Below are 15,172 nucleotides of genomic sequence, written 5' to 3'. Positions count from 1 at the left end.
CGATTCAGGTCCTTTTTTAAATGATTCCTTCATGTCTCTTCCTATTCTTTTTTATCCGGAAGGAACCGTTGGTGCTTCGGAAATTTTCTCCTATTTCCGGAACTTAGATATAAGATCGTATCCTGCCAAATCTCCGGAAGAGATCGAAATATTTAAACCTACAATTTTGATCGCAAACACTAGGCTCAAGGTAAATCGAGAAACTTGCCTCAAGTTCCCTAGTGTCAAAATTTTTGCGACAGTGAGTTCCGGAACGGACCATGTGAATTTTTCGGATCTGAAAAAAGAATCCCGTGTTTTCATCAATTCTCCGGGAAGTAACGCGGGTTCCGTTGCGGAATATTGTTGGGTCTCACTGCTTCATTTTTTTTCGGAAGAAAAATTGAGAAAGAAAAATGTGGGTATCATCGGCTTCGGAAATACAGGGAAGAAGTTCGCAAAAATTTTAGAAGAAAAGAGAGTCCCCCATATCTATAACGATCCATTCATAAAGGATCGTTCCCAACCTATAGATGAGATATTAAAATGCCAAATAGTTAGTCTTCATGTTCCTCTTACTTTCGATGGTCCTTATCCAACTGTGAACTTGCTGGATAAAGATAAAGTTTCCAAATTGAAAGAAGGTACACTTCTTCTAAACACGAGTAGAGGAGAAGTCTGGTCCGAGGAAACTTTCCAAACTATTTTGGACAGAAAAGACCTATACAAAGTGATGGATGTGTTTTCTCCGGAGCCTCCTAAAGGAAAAATTGCGGAACAAATGGCGGATTTGGAAAATTCGATCTTTACTCCTCATATCGCAGGGTATAGCCAACTGGGAAGATTACTCGGGACATATAGGCTTGCGGAGAAATTATGTATTTTATATAAAGAGAATCCTCTTCCCCCACTTTCCGAATTTTTACAACCGAATCAACCGATCTCTACGGAAACTTTTTTAAAAGAAGAGGACCGGAATTTGAGAGAATCCTGGAAAAATCAGGACTGGGAGTATTTTGAAAGAAGAAGAAATTCTTACCCGGCTAGAAAAGATTTGGGACTTGCGGATCTATATTAGATAATTCTAAAATTTAACCCGCGGGCTTCGGAGGGGGATCTATTATTTTACCAAAGCTTTTTCGCCGGGGAACAAAAGGTATTTAGGTCTTGTCTTAGCTAAAATATCATCTATCACGAAAACTTCTCGTGTTCCTCTTTTTCTTTCAAAGGGAGCCTCGTATAAAAATCCTAAAAATACAAGCTCCGAATTTTTATGAGTAACAAGATCATCTTGCCTTACTTTACGTGTGATGTCCAAAGTAAGGACCTTCCAACCTGAAAAATTAAAGTGTGTAAGCAGGATCTTTTTCTGATCCAAACTGGAATCCCTGACTAAAATAAAAAGAGAACCTCCGCCGTCGTTTGCATACACATGGAACTTGAACTCTTTTACGAATTCTTGAGAAGACCATGGCTTCTTGAATAAGATCTGGAAAGATTGGTTTTTTTCCGCGCTGAGTTCCACATACAAAGATTTTTCGGATTCCCTTTCGGGAGTCCTAAACACGGTTGAGATCCTTACTTCCGGACTAAAATCAGGACCTAGTTTTGCTTTTACGTTATCTTCTCCGAAGATCTCTGTTTCGAAATCTTGGACCACGGATTCTTTATAAATTCCGGAAAGATCCTTGGATAAGATCGAGCCGGATAAGATAAAAATTCCGGTCCATATAAACAGGGAAAAAAATCGCAAAAAATGAGTTTGGATCTTTTTCCGGCTCATGTTTTTTATTTCGGTCAGATCTTCAAAAATAACTACTATCTCCTTTTTTTTCCTGGGATCTATTTCTCTAAAAACTTGATGGTGTTTCCGTCTTTCTAAGAATCAGTTCTATGGATCCTTCGGAAGATTCTTATTTCCCGACCCAATTAGAATTCGGAGAGGCATTCCGTTCCGCTTTTCATGAATTTTTCGGAGATGAGAAAGATTTACAGTACGAATTATACGATTTAAAGTCGGTAGGATCCGGGCCCAAGGCAAATTGGGCGACCTTTTCCATTCGAAATCCGTTGGGTGGTAGATCTCTAGTATTTAGATTCGATCCTGATTCAGGTTCCTTCTATGCTATGTTAAAAGTGCAGGTCATTCCTGGGGAAGAAGATTGGAGCCTCGATTCTCTTTTTCAGAAAAAAGGTTTTTCAGAGGTGGGCTCAGCAGAGGTACAAAATACAGCGGGAGAATGGCTATTTCATTCCTTAGCAAGGCATTATTTAGGGACAATATTCAGCCATTGTCCTCGCATTCTCGAGCCTGATTATAAGTTGGAACCCTAAACTATCTGACACAAAGCCTAAAAAATTCGACATAATCGAACGATCCATATCCCAAAAAAAGAAGGGAAAGATCTCTAGGCAATTTGTTATTAAGTAAAAGGCCCAAGACATGAAAAGGTTCGTTCTCTTACTCAGTATCTTACAGATCTTATATTGCAACCAAGCAAAGGAAGTGAATATAGACGCTTCTCAGTCCTTAGTGGGCCTTTCCTTGGACCTGACATTATCCAACCAACTCCAACCGCCTGATAACGGCGTTGAGTTTGCGGCTGTCGGTTTAGCTTGCTCTTTATGGACTAGTATTGACGGAGTTACTTGGGCTGTGAATACGGGGTCCTCTGTTTTTCCGGATTGTTCTGGAGGGAACTTATATTCGATTGCTTATGGCAATGGATTGTTTGTGGCAGTAGGAACGCTTAGTGGTGATTTTACATCCAGAACAAATAACTGCGGACTTTGGACCAGTCCTGATGCGGTAACATGGTCTCGGATTCCTTGTCCGAATTCGGTTACATACCCAGCTCAAGGAAATCTTCCACTACGCTTCATCACTTATGGTTCCGTAGGCGGAGTGAATAAATTCATCGCGGTAGGTTCTAAATTTGTGTACTCTTCCGGCGAAAAATTATACACGATCCAAAGTTCGGACGGAGTTTCGTGGACTGTACTTGAAACTATCGCAGGAGTAGATTACGGGTCTGTTGACGCTTCTTGTATACCTGCAATTTATAATAATACATTGTATTGTTCCATGGAAGTGGGATCCTATACAGCTATTTTAAGATATAATCCCGCCGCCTCCATCAACGCTTTGGAATCATTTCCTCCGGGAGGAAGTTCCGTAGAGTCGATGGTATGGAATCCTCCGACAGCTTCTCCTTATGAGATGACTACATTTCAGTTTTTCAGATCCCGCTCAAATAATCTCTATTTGGTGGGGACTAGAGCAGCCGATTCCGTATCTGTGAGTTCCAAAATGAATCCGAGCGGTACATGGCCTGCTTCTGTCGCAACAGGTTTTGGAACAAATAGCAGGCCGAACGGATTCGCAAGCGACGAATCAGGAAATATTTACACTTTTGGAAAATCTTGCAAATGGGCCTATTCCTCTAACCAAGGAAGTTCTTGGACTTCGATTAACACATTGGGTGCCTGTGGAACTACTAGTCCTTTTGAGGAATGGATGTCTGCGACTTATAGCTCAAAACTAAATAGGCTCGTGGTGGTTGGAGACTCAGGTTCCATCGGGACTGCTGGAATTTCACCGACTCTAAGTTCGGATTGGACATACTTGCAAGTTTCAGGTATCACTCTTCAAATTACTTCTGTCACAAGCAAATCCAAGTAAGCTCTTGCAAAACCTAGATCCAAAATAAATCTGGGAAGTGTATGGACCCAATTCTAATCATAGTGATCGTATCCGGATTTATCGTCGGGATCATCTACGGACTCTGGATCAAAAAAAGACATAAGAGCCTGTCCCAAAAGGTCCAGGCTCTTGAAGCCCGCACAGCGGACTATAAAGAATTAAAATAATCTAATCCTTGAGTATAGATCCCTTACTTGAGGGACTCTAAAAAAAATCCGAAAATTGACCGTCCTGCATTCTTCATTTGTTATCTAATAAATAGAGATGAAGAATCAAAAATTCAGATTAAGACTTTGGAAATTCTATCGGATCATCAGACCGCTGATGGCTATCTTGATCTCTTTAGCATTCTTACTTGTCAGCATTTATCTTCCGATCAAGGTTTGAACCTTTCGAAAGACCTCGATTCAAAACGAACCTTAAATTTCGCAGTTTTCCTGAGGAAGAAATAACATAGACTTAAAGAATACTTTCAGGATTTCTCTACCTACGGTTTGCAGAGCCCTCTTATTGGAAATATCGGATTGGATCTGTAGTCCGTCAAAAAGAGCAAGTAATGTCCTGGCAGAAAGTTCGGGAGAAAGATCGACTCGGATCTTGCCGATTTCCTGTGATTCCCTAATTGTCTTAGCGAAAAGTTTTTCCAAAGAATCATAAAAACTTAATATTTCTTTTTCCATCGCTCCGCAAGCGGTGGCTTCCGCAAATAAACGCGGACTACAATTCCCTTCTACCGCCAAACGATTCGCGAGTCTTTCTAAGTATTCCACCAGCCTGAGGTGGGGAGGGAGGGCCATTACTTCCGGATCTTCGAACCCGAATCTTTCCCAAGATAGAAAATTTTGGATCAGAGTGTCTCTGATCTCCTCTTTGCTCTCGAAATGGAAATAGATCCCACCTTTGGTCAATCCTGCCGCATCCGCAATATCCTGAACGGAGGTCCTTTCGAAACCCTTACTAAAGAAACAGTGCATAGCCGCCTGAAGGATGGATTCCTTTCGGACTTCCTCCGGCATTTTTTTCCAGCCAGGTTTTGCTTTGCTCAGTTTCATTCCTGCCCTCTGTTTCCGTATTTTTCCTTCGCTCGTCAAACGAATTCTCCAAATTTCCTAAAAATAAATACCAACCGGTAGGAATTTTAATTGACCGGGTCCGTCCAATAAATACCGAATGGTAGGAAATAACTTGAGTGAGAATTTTATGATCCAGGCATTATCTAAGGAAGGAATATCCTCCGAACTGAAACTTCCCAATGGCCAAATACTCAAAAACAGAATTGTAAAGGCTTCTATGGAAGAAGGTCTTTCGGATAAGGAATTTCTACCTAGCCCAAAATTATTCAAACTTTATGAAAGATGGTCCCAATCGGGCGCGGGCCTTCTTCTTACCGGAAACGTAATGGTGGACGTGAATGGGCTTACCGGTCCGGGGAACGTGATCTTAAGAAAGGATATGGATCTTTCTGCTATCAAACGATGGGCGGAGATCGGACAATCCGGCGGCTCCAAAATTTGGATGCAGATCAATCATCCCGGCAGACAAACATTCGGTTTTATTACGGAAACACCCGTCGCTCCTTCTCCCGTAAAAGTACATATACCGGGAAGAATGTTCTCTAAAGTTTTCGGTGTACCCAGAGCTTTAAGAGGAGAAGAGATCGAAATCCTCATCCAAAAGTTCGTAGATGCCGCTGTCCTAGCCGAAAAAGCGGGATTTAACGGAGTAGAAGTCCATTCGGCTCACGGATATTTATTGAATCAGTTCCTTTCTCCTATCAGTAATATTAGAAAAGATGAATGGGGCGGCTCTTTGGAGAATCGGGCCAGATTCCTTTTGGAAGTATTAAAAGGTATCAAATCTTCGGTTCGATCCGATTTCGGAATCGGAGTTAAACTGAATTCCGCAGACTTCCAAGGAGGGGGTTTTCAGGAAGAAGACTCCATCCAAGTTATCAGAATGCTGGAGCCGATCGGTTTGGATCTTCTGGAAATTTCCGGAGGGAATTATGAGTCGCCTGCAATGCAAGGAACAGGCACAAACAAAAGAGAAGCGTACTTCTTGGAATTTGCCAAAAAAGCGAAAGAGATCACTAAGACCCCGCTATTAGTTACAGGTGGTTTCAGAAGCAGATCGATAATGGAAGAAGCTGTGCTTTCAAAAGAAGCGGACCTAGTAGGGATCGCAGCACCTTTTGCATTTCATCCTACGTTCGTAAAAGGATTACTTTCCGGGAAAATAGAAAATGTTTCCGTTGAAATACCGAAACTTTCCAATCCTGCATTAAATTCACTTTCTAAGATGTCCGCGATCCGTCTTCAGTTCAGAAGGATGGGAGAAGGAAAAGAACCTAGGCTTCCTGGTTCTTTGATTTGGAATATGATCGCCGATCAGATTAGAGGAAGACGTAACGCTAAAAATTATAAAAGACTGCTTCGTAGACTCTTGAAGCCTGCGTAGCTGACTATCGAAAATTTTTGGAACGAAATTCTTTAAAGCGGATCGTATCTAAATGACGACTTGATCCATTGAATAGCAAACCTTAAACTGTCCGTCGGAGAAATTCCGACGGACCTTTTTTTGTTTATTTTCTGGAGAGAGAATTCTCTTGTATTTTTGCTCCTAACATCAAAGGAGATTCTTTTAATAAAAAAGACAAAGCTAGGTTCAACACACCAAGACCTATGAATATTTTTAAGAATAGATCGATTCCTAAAAAGTTCAGCCCTAAAATAAAGAAGATCCCTGAAATCTGACCGATCCAGAGTAAAAGCCCTTGCGAAGAAGATTCAGGAGCGGGAGAAGTGATCTCCGCACAGTATTGGAATCCGATCGGCGCTCCGATCCCAAGTAAAAAAAATCCGATTAAAAATGCTCCGGTTAACACTAAGGTGTAATCATTGGCTAAGGAAAATAATATCATTCCGGGTAAAAATCCGGCCATAGAGATCACAAGGAAGGGCTGCCTTTTGCCTACTTTATCGGAAATTAACGGAACAAAAATGCCTGCGATAATTCCGGACATAAGCATCATTCCGGCTATTTCTCCCGACTGAGTCATGTTCAGTTGTTTTGTTTCGCAGATCTGATCTATACAAGTGCTGACTGCATTAAATATTCCTAAACCGATCAGGAATAGGAGAAGGGATTTTCTCATATCTTTTTGGCTTAAGATATGTTTTAAACCTTCGAATACTTTAAATTTGGAATCCTGCAGATTTGCCCTATCCGGAGCCGTAGGAGGCTTCTCCTTGAAAAATGCTAAAAACAATATCGCCCCTACCAAAGCTATCATTCCGTAATTTAAAAGTATACCTGGTATCTCCTGAGGATTCGGATTTATTTCTCCCAACATTCTAGGAGTGATTGCCATTACTAAAATAATACCTACAAATTGCGCCAAGGTTCCGATCGCTACTGCAGTTGCTCTTTCCGTAATCGGGAACCATTGTACGCTTACTTTTGTGACCGCGTTTAATATGAAGGGTTGTGCAATCGCTAAACCGATCTGAGATGCGATGACTATGCTGAAATTATCTGCATATACTCCTTTGCTTAAGGAGAAAATTCCGGTAAGGGCCGCGCCCACTCCTACTCCGATCCGAATTCCGTAAGTATCTATGATATAAGAAGCGGGGATTGCCATTAACACGAATACTCCCATGAATATTAGGGAGAGAAGATCTATCTGAAGGCTTGATACATCGTAAAATACTTTAGCCTCTCTGGCAATCGGCGCAAAAGTCAGCCATTGGATCTGGATAATCGCAGTAATTAACGCGTATAGACCAAGAATCACCCATCTGTAGCCGTATACTTTTACCTGGTTTTCACGCATAGAAAGCCCCGTTTTTATTTAAATAGTGAAAGATAATAATTCGCATCACTTAGGTCCGAGGGAATCATCAATATTTGCTCGGAAGTAACAATGACAGTATAAGAGGTGTATGTTCTAGTTCCAAGCAAATTATAATTTTGGAATAAGAAGTACCCGCTATTTTCATTCCTAATTATAACGACTTAAATATTATGCGAATAAGTGATTTCGTGAAATGTAAGACGCATATAAGTGCGAGGTAATTCGGTCCTATAATTCCGTTCTTTTTTACATCACTACAGGTTGTATGTGTGAGATAGTACTTTAAGAAATAAGAAAGTTGTAAGTTTCGATTTTAAAAGAAGGACCGACTTCTTAAATTCGGACGTTCGACTTAAACAATGCGGACGACCGTTTTCTTTTTTGCCTTATGATATGAGGTAGTGGAGAAAATTTATGTTAAAAAAATGGGCTTTGGTCTTTGTATTGGTTTCCACCATTATAAAATGTGAAACAGGAAATTTAGAAGATAGGACAACGTTACCGAAATATCCGAATACTTCCCTGGAAAAAGTGATCCAATTGGATCGTCCTCCCGGCAATATTAGCGCTTCCGCTTCCGGAAGGATCTTCTTCTCCTTCTTTCCTCAAGGATCTCCCCCGATCAAAGTAGCGGAGTTAAAGAACGGTCAGGTTCTTCCTTTCCCGAACCAGAACTTCCAGAAAAATTTTAACACTGTCCTATCGGTGAGAGTGGATGATAAGAATCGGCTCTGGACCCTGGATTACGGCAATTTAGGATTAACAAGACCGAAAGTTTACGCATTCGATATAGAAACCGGAGCTACGATCCACGAGTATGAATTCCCCGTTTCGATCGCACCTAAGGATTCTTTGCTCAATGATATGCAGATCGATACGGTAACTGAGACTATCTTTATTACGGATACAAGTCCTTTGATCCCCGATCCTGGTTTAGTGGTTTATGATATCGCAACCAAAAAAGCAAGAAGGCTTCTAAAAGACCATGTTTCCGTAGTAGGGGAAAGAAACGAGATTGTTGTGAACGGAGCTCCCTTTCAAGTGGCGGGGGTTTCTATTATATTCAATGCGGACTCCATAGCATTGGACCAAAATAGAGAATGGTTATATTTCGCTCCTTTCACTTCTGGAGAACTATACCGTGCTAAAACCACCGTTTTACGGGATTCTACGCTAACCGCAGCCCAATTGGCGGCGCAGGTAGAAGAATATTCTTTAAAAACAATGAGCGACGGTATCAGTATCGATACAGGTGGGAATATTTATGTGACCGATGCGGAGCATTCTGCGGTGAACCTGATTGATCCGGATAAGAAGATTACCACATTATTTAAGGATCCAAGTTTTCGTTGGCCCGATGGATTCAGCTATGCCCCGGACGGATATATGTATCTAACTTGTAGTGCATTAAACGAAGTCTTTTTACAATTAGATAGTACGATCTTAAGTAGAGGACCTTACTATATCTATAGATTCAAACCGGAAGCGGAAGGGATCATAGGTAGATAATTTCTTTATTGGATGAGTTAGGGCGACTCTCTCGCTTCGCGAGAGATCGCGCTGCTTCGGATTCGCGCATTCGCGCTCATCCGGGCAAAGCCCGGACTAAAGTCCTGCGCATCGCTGTCGCGGTCGTCTGACGCGATTCTGTTGACACGAAAGGACAATCGCATATAACCGCCTCCTTATTCTAGAAAACATTCTAGAAAAAAGGATTGCCCTTTTGGGAGGCCTTTTCATTCTCCAGATGAGTGAGCGCTCACTCATCTGGCATATTGCCACTGCTGGGCCTCGGAGGATCTACTGCATGAAATCAAAAGTCTATGTTTTGGCTTACGATATAGGAACTACCGGGACCAAAACTTGCCTATTTGAAATTGGTAATAGACTGACTCTTGTACATTCCGCTAGCCAAGAATACGGACTCACTCTTTTAGAGGGAGGAGGAGTGGAACAAGACCCTCAAGATTGGTGGAATTCTATGAGAGATACCACTGCCCAAGTCTTAAAAGAATCCAAACTCGATCCGGCTGAAATTCGCGGGATCTCTTTTTGTTCCCAAATGCAAGGTCTCGTTTTAGTGGATAAGGATCTAAAACCGGTCCGTCCGGCAATGAGTTATATGGACCAAAGAGCCGGCGAAGAAATGAAAAAAGGGATAGAGCATGGGATCAAGATAGAAGGTTTAAATGCTTATAAACTTCTTCGTTCCTTACAGATCACCGGAGCGGTTGCCGGAAGTGTAAAAGATCCATTATGGAAATATAAATGGGTCGAGGCAAAAGAAGCCGAAAAATTTGCGAGAGTCCATAAGTGGTTGGATGTGAAAGATTATCTGACTACCAGATGTACCGGCAGAGCTACCATGACCTTGGATTCCGCGTTTGCAACTTTCTTATATGATTCTCGTCCTGGAAAAAGCCGTTGGCATAAGGGACTCTGTAAAATGTTCGGAGTCCGTCCGGAACATCTTCCCGATCTCATCCAATCCACGGACCTAATCGGCGGACTGACCGAGATTTCTGCAAAAGAACTAGGGCTCAAGGAAGGAACTGCGGTTTTCGGCGGAGGAGGGGATGCCACTCTGATCGGTATCGGAGCGGGCGCGGTAGAAGAAGGTGACACTCATATTTATGCGGGAACTTCCGGTTGGGTCTCTACGGTAACTAAAAAAAGGACTGTGGATATCAATGCGAGAATTGCGTCTATCGTAGGTGCTAGAGCGGGTTATTATAATTATTTCGGAGAACAGGAAACCTCGGGTAAATGTCTGCAATGGGTTAAGGACCATCTTGCCCTGGATGAGATAGATGTTTATTTAGAAAAAAAGAATGTAACGGAAGGAGAGGATGCGGTTCACGAAAGCCTTTTCGCATTCTTATTCGAATCTATCAAGGATACTCCCGCTGGAAGCGACGGGGTGATCTTCACTCCTTGGCTGCATGGAAACCGTTGTCCGTTCGAAGACCCTGCAGCAAGAGGAATGTTTTTTAATATAGGTCTGGATACGGGAAAAAGAAAACTGATCCGGTCCGTGATCGAAGGGATTTCCTTTCATAAACGCTGGATCTTAGAATTATCTCAGGCTAAAGTCCCTGCTTCTTCCACCGTCCGATTTGTGGGCGGGGTGGCACGTTCTCCTATCATTTGCCAGATCTTGGCGGATATTACGGGCAAAACGATAGAAACTATCGACCATCCTCAAAATGCAGGAGCAACGGGAGCGGCAGCGATCGCTGCATTAGGATTAGGTAAAATTCATTCTTTCGAAGAGATCAAAAATTTAATACCTAGTAAGCAAAGATGGATCCCGAATCCGGCGAACAAACCGGTTTATGATCGGAATTTTTCCGTGTTCAAAAAATTATACGAGGCTAATAAAGCGCATTACGCAATCTTAAATACATATAATATCCTGCCATAAAAGGGGGGAGGATATTGAAGCCTAAAATTAGATGCTTATCGATAGTGTACGTTTAGAGAAGGAATATAAATAAAAAGGACCGAGTGTATCCCATAAGGGATTCTTTGTGAAATGAACAATAGTGTATGGATATTTTTGAGATTCAAAAATATTATTCGCGAACTCGGTTCAGGCAGGGTGTCAACAAATGAAGAGAATAGAACAGTCCAATCGAGTTCGGGGGAAAATTTTAGAAGTATCCCGAAAACTTTTCGTAAGCGAAGGATATGAAAAGGCAACCATTCGTAGGATCATCGAGGAAGCAGAGATCACTACGGGAAGCTTATATCATTTTTTCAAGAATAAGGAAGAGATACTCCTCGCGATCGCAAGCGAAGTATTCAACGAAGCGGGTGAGACCGCAGAACGTCTGGTCGGCGAAATGGATCCTCCTTTGGTTTTTGCAATGGAAGTCGGATTACAATTTTATCTTTGCCAGAAAAAAATTACCATCGCGGAAACTTACTTGGCGGCGTATAAGACCCAAGGTGTTACCGATATGATCGGGAACCGCGGTTCTCATAGAAGCAAAGCTTTATTCGAAAAATATAATCCTGAATTCGACGAACAAGAATACTTGATCCGTACTTTGGCTTTCAGAGGAGTATTTCAAAGCCTTTTGGAAGAAATGGTGTATTCCGGAAAAATTGACAGACTCAGAATGATGGCTACGGTCATACAATTGGGCCTGACTACATTCGGAGTTCCCAAAGAAGAAATGGAAATCGCATTACAAAAAACGTTCCGACTTCTGAAAGAAAGAGCCTCCGAGATAGAAGCGCTTGCAGAAGGACTACTACAAATTTTCGTAAACGGACGATAAAATGCAAGACTGACGAGAGATTAAACTCTCGAAAGTCTTTCTTCCATTCCTTCCGCCACCTTACGAACGTCTTTTTTATTGATGACCACCTCGTAAGCGGCATACATGATAGGGACCTCGTTTGGATCGATTTTCATTAGGTTCGGCATTACCTTCAATCCATAGAATCCGTTAGACATCTTTTCGGAAGGATGACCGTTTGCTATATCGTATCCGGTCTTTCTGTCTTTTGCATCCGTTCCGAAACAAGATAACATAAAGTCGGTCAAACCGGATAGACCTTGGAATGTTTCCGGTTTTCCTCCCATCTGCACTCCCACTTTTACCATCTCGTTAAAGAAACGATTGGAAAGATGGAAGAGTGAATTGTCCACATTCCCACCCAGAGTCTGTTGGAAATAACCTTCTACAATTCCCATTACCAAAGCGTAAATTGTTTTGAGCGCCCCGCCAAGCTGGACTCCCTTTACGTCCGTAGGAATGATCGCAGGTCTCGGAAAAATATAACCTGTAGTTAATAATTTTTGAATACGAGGGATCAGACTTTCGTTCACTGCCGCGATCTCGAATCCTGAAATTTTTCTTTCCATGATCTGATCCGGATAAGAAGCCCCGGAAATCACTCCGATCCTGTCGTCTTCTATACCTAAACCGTGTTGTAGATCGTCCAGGATTAAACCTGCACTCGTAAATCCTTTGATAATATTGAAAAATGGAGCCTTGTTCTTAGAAAGATAAGGTTGCAGATCCGGATAGATCGTATGCAATTCCCAAGGATTGGTCCCTTGGATAAACAAGGTTGCGGTTTTTAATTCTTCCGGATCGGAGGTGAATGTCAGGTTCGGAGGAAGTTTATAAAGGGAATACGTTCTGAGATCCCTTCTTTCCGCATTGGACTGAGAAGTGTATTCTTGGTCCGGATGATAGACTAGAACGCTGATATCTTTATTCGCCAATACGGTTGCTATCGCAATTCCCATACTGCTGTTTCCGATCACTACCACTTTTTCTTTCGGTTCTTTCGGGACTTTGATCAGTTTGTTTTGGTCCCTGGCATCCGCACTATACAAGTTCCTATAAATACCATGTTGGTGTTTGTTCAGATTTTGTCCTACAAGCAGAGCTAAATTATCGATCAGGAATTGTTTTTTGTCTCCATGTTCCGGGAAAGGAAGATGTTCTATATCTTTGGGGAAATGGGCCATTTCCTTTTTGGATAATTCCCCGACTAATACCGGTTTGCCGATGGTAAGTTTACCCGCTACTTGGTTGAAGAGTAAACTTGTGGTAGGAAGGATCTTGTCCGTCTTCTCTAAAGAAATGGGAAGAATAACCTTATTCGCAACATAGTGATAGACAGTGTCCACAAAAGGCATCAGTCTTCCGTCCCTGGATCGGGTCCCTTCCGGGAAGATGGCAGCGATCTTTCCTTCCTGTTGCAGTTTTTGAGAATGTCTAAAGGCCCTCATATTAATTTTGGTCATCACATCGGAAAGACTCGGGTTATCCGCCATGTCTCTTTTGGAGCAGACCAAAAGAGTTCCGAACATATAGAGTCCGAGCCTAGTAAAATCAGGTTCGTAAGCCAATCGTCCCGCGATAAACACCAATTGTTCCGCGACTTCTCTACCTTCCGGCGAAGCATGATATAATAGTTGGAAGATTGCAGGAGCGTCCAAATGGCTGAGGTGGTTGGAAATCAAGGTAACCGGGTATTTTCCGATCAAAGGTTTTACTGCGCTTAAGTTTTCGATCCCTTCTACCGTAAAAAATTTCATGATGGGAGAAAGAAATTCGATCATGAACTCTCTTGCTTTCTTTTCAGGCGGGGTGTACACACCTATTCTTTCCAAAGAGGACGGATCCTTAAAAACATCCATGACCGGAGGCATCGGAGTAACGGAACAAAGATAAAGAAATTTCTGAAGTATCTTTTTCGCCTCTTCTTCGCTCATCCCTGATCTTTTGAATAGGTGAATGTTCTCGAAGAATTCCTTCTGCCATCTTCCGACGGATTGTTCTTTTTCTGCCATGATACGTCTCTGTCTTTAGGTCTTGCGGTTAATCTGGTTTCGGTGCTTAGAGCTCGAACTTTAAGGTTCGATACACGATTTCCGGAGAATACTTTCTATCCTTGGAAGGCTTATTGTCATTCTATTTTTTGGGAAAAACGATTTGAATTCTACCCTAGCCAAAAGGAACTGTTCTTTGGGGCTTTTCGTAAAGAACAGATGACACATAATCCTCCAGAGTTTAGTGAGAAAAAATGGATCCCGGACGGATTTCATTTTTTCGGACCGAACGAGAGTTCGGAAAGAAGGGAACTTCTAAATTCCCTGAGTTCCAAGCTCCAAGAATTCAAGTACTCTGAGGTATTTTTACCTTCTTTTGATTATTCATCTTCTTTTTTGCTTACCATGTCGGCGGAAGACTCCTCTGCTCTATATCGATTCAGGGATTCCGATGGAAATGAGATCTCTCCCAGCGCTGATCTAACCGTCCAAGCTGTAAAAGGTATGGCAGGTTTTGCGCACCGCAAAGAAAACCAACGTATTTTTTATCAGGGAAAAATTTTCAGGGACTATGGACGTAAAAGCGGTTCTAGAAAGGAGATCCTACAAGTGGGCGCGGAACATATAGGCGGTTCCGGTGCTCCGGCTATTTTAGGAATTTTGAAAGAGATTTCCGGATTATTCTCCGGAATTAAACTGCGTTCGCCATTAACCGTAGTGCTCGGTAACGTCGGGGTTTTTCATTCCGTTCTGGAGTCTTTGGAACTTTCCAGAGCTGAAAAAAGGCAATTGTCGTTTTTATTATATAGAAAGAATCTTCCGGAGATCAGTCGTTTTCTGGAAAGCCGAAACGCTTCCAGGATATTTCCGGTTTTAGAATCTTTGTGTTTGGGATTTGTTTCTCATAAGGAAGATCTAAGCAAAAAATTCGCTTCTTTAGTACTTTCTAATTCTTTCCAAAAGATTATCGCTGAAACGGCGGAAATTATAGGTTCACTCGGCGAAACGCCCGGTGTGGAATTCTGTTCCGATTATACTCTTATTCCAGATTTGGAATATTATACCGGATTCGTTTTCCAAGGGTATGTTTCCGGAAGTTCGGAACCTGTTCTAACCGGAGGAGCTTACGACCATTTGTACGAATTATTCTCCGGAACCCAAAAAGACGCCTGCGGATATGCGATCAATGTAGATGCATTGGAAGCGGTGTTGGACCAATCGGTAAAAGGCAATTTTGGCGGAGATCCAAATAAGAGACATGTCAATCGATTGGACCGACTGTAATTATATGCAAAAATTGAAATTATATACAAAAGAAACAGGAATGAAGGAATAA

Annotated in this window: 14 protein-coding genes; 10 read left to right on the top strand and 4 right to left on the bottom strand. The window is 42.0% G+C overall.

The annotated features are described in order from the left end of the window. The first annotated feature begins 31 nt into the window (after window positions 1–31). Window positions 32–1,057 carry an NAD(P)-dependent oxidoreductase gene (locus LEP1GSC192_RS03650; RefSeq protein ID WP_020768619.1) on the top strand — a complete coding sequence of 342 codons (1,026 nt, stop codon included), beginning with the start codon at window positions 32–34 and terminating at the stop codon, window positions 1,055–1,057. 42 nt (window positions 1,058–1,099) lie between these two features. Here the strand turns inward: LEP1GSC192_RS03650 and LEP1GSC192_RS03645 are convergent, their stop codons facing one another. Then, the gene (locus LEP1GSC192_RS03645) at window positions 1,100–1,762 is read right to left on the bottom strand and encodes a flagellar assembly protein FlaA (RefSeq protein ID WP_306819313.1); all 663 of its coding nucleotides are present in this window, start codon (window positions 1,760–1,762) and stop codon (window positions 1,100–1,102) included. Window positions 1,763–1,872: 110 nt separating this feature from the next. Here LEP1GSC192_RS03645 and LEP1GSC192_RS03640 point away from each other — a divergent pair, with 110 nt between their 5' ends. The 4 genes from LEP1GSC192_RS03640 to LEP1GSC192_RS20125 all read left to right on the top strand — a co-directional run bounded on the left by LEP1GSC192_RS03640 (window position 1,873) and on the right by LEP1GSC192_RS20125 (window position 4,069). Further along, window positions 1,873–2,313 (top strand): hypothetical protein, encoded by a 441-nt coding sequence (locus LEP1GSC192_RS03640; protein ID WP_020768643.1) that lies wholly within the window; start codon window positions 1,873–1,875, stop codon window positions 2,311–2,313. A 109-nt stretch (window positions 2,314–2,422) separates the two neighbouring features. Further along, complete coding sequence (locus LEP1GSC192_RS03635; RefSeq protein ID WP_020768555.1) at window positions 2,423–3,661, top strand: hypothetical protein; 1,239 nt, start codon at window positions 2,423–2,425, stop codon at window positions 3,659–3,661. A 41-nt stretch (window positions 3,662–3,702) separates the two neighbouring features. Continuing rightward, window positions 3,703–3,849 carry a hypothetical protein gene (locus tag LEP1GSC192_RS19770; protein ID WP_020768645.1) on the top strand — a complete coding sequence of 49 codons (147 nt, stop codon included), beginning with the start codon at window positions 3,703–3,705 and terminating at the stop codon, window positions 3,847–3,849. Between the two features lie 97 nt (window positions 3,850–3,946). After that, complete coding sequence (locus tag LEP1GSC192_RS20125; protein WP_255349068.1) at window positions 3,947–4,069, top strand: hypothetical protein; 123 nt, start codon at window positions 3,947–3,949, stop codon at window positions 4,067–4,069. A 32-nt stretch (window positions 4,070–4,101) separates the two neighbouring features. Here the strand turns inward: LEP1GSC192_RS20125 and LEP1GSC192_RS03630 are convergent, their stop codons facing one another. Continuing rightward, complete coding sequence (locus LEP1GSC192_RS03630) at window positions 4,102–4,734, bottom strand: TetR/AcrR family transcriptional regulator (RefSeq protein WP_020768654.1); 633 nt, start codon at window positions 4,732–4,734, stop codon at window positions 4,102–4,104. 133 nt (window positions 4,735–4,867) lie between these two features. Here LEP1GSC192_RS03630 and LEP1GSC192_RS03625 point away from each other — a divergent pair, with 133 nt between their 5' ends. Further along, the gene (locus tag LEP1GSC192_RS03625) at window positions 4,868–6,139 is read left to right on the top strand and encodes an NADH:flavin oxidoreductase/NADH oxidase family protein (protein ID WP_020768564.1); all 1,272 of its coding nucleotides are present in this window, start codon (window positions 4,868–4,870) and stop codon (window positions 6,137–6,139) included. 124 nt (window positions 6,140–6,263) lie between these two features. Here the strand turns inward: LEP1GSC192_RS03625 and LEP1GSC192_RS03620 are convergent, their stop codons facing one another. Then, complete coding sequence (locus LEP1GSC192_RS03620; protein ID WP_020768641.1) at window positions 6,264–7,517, bottom strand: MFS transporter; 1,254 nt, start codon at window positions 7,515–7,517, stop codon at window positions 6,264–6,266. 435 nt (window positions 7,518–7,952) lie between these two features. Between LEP1GSC192_RS03620 and LEP1GSC192_RS03615 the strand changes: the two genes are divergently transcribed. From LEP1GSC192_RS03615 to LEP1GSC192_RS03605, 3 genes are all read left to right on the top strand, one after another. Continuing rightward, entirely contained in the window at window positions 7,953–9,047 is a 1,095-nt protein-coding gene (locus tag LEP1GSC192_RS03615; RefSeq protein ID WP_020768569.1) for an L-dopachrome tautomerase-related protein, read from the top strand. Window positions 9,048–9,345: 298 nt separating this feature from the next. Beyond that, window positions 9,346–10,962 carry an FGGY-family carbohydrate kinase gene (locus LEP1GSC192_RS03610; protein ID WP_020768672.1) on the top strand — a complete coding sequence of 539 codons (1,617 nt, stop codon included), beginning with the start codon at window positions 9,346–9,348 and terminating at the stop codon, window positions 10,960–10,962. Window positions 10,963–11,149: 187 nt separating this feature from the next. After that, window positions 11,150–11,824 carry a TetR/AcrR family transcriptional regulator gene (locus tag LEP1GSC192_RS03605; protein ID WP_020768617.1) on the top strand — a complete coding sequence of 225 codons (675 nt, stop codon included), beginning with the start codon at window positions 11,150–11,152 and terminating at the stop codon, window positions 11,822–11,824. Between the two features lie 20 nt (window positions 11,825–11,844). Here the strand turns inward: LEP1GSC192_RS03605 and LEP1GSC192_RS03600 are convergent, their stop codons facing one another. Further along, complete coding sequence (locus LEP1GSC192_RS03600; protein WP_020768626.1) at window positions 11,845–13,857, bottom strand: 1-acyl-sn-glycerol-3-phosphate acyltransferase; 2,013 nt, start codon at window positions 13,855–13,857, stop codon at window positions 11,845–11,847. 198 nt (window positions 13,858–14,055) lie between these two features. On the opposite strand from LEP1GSC192_RS03600, the gene LEP1GSC192_RS03595 reads away from it, so the two are divergent. Beyond that, complete coding sequence (locus LEP1GSC192_RS03595; protein ID WP_052005202.1) at window positions 14,056–15,120, top strand: ATP phosphoribosyltransferase regulatory subunit; 1,065 nt, start codon at window positions 14,056–14,058, stop codon at window positions 15,118–15,120. The last annotated feature ends 52 nt before the right edge of the window (window positions 15,121–15,172 follow it).

Origin of the sequence: Leptospira sp. B5-022, from assembly GCF_000347035.1 — a bacterium.
In the GTDB taxonomy this organism is placed as follows: Bacteria; Spirochaetota; Leptospiria; order Leptospirales; family Leptospiraceae; genus Leptospira_B; species Leptospira_B cinconiae.
This window is presented reverse-complemented; position numbering and strand designations above follow the sequence as displayed.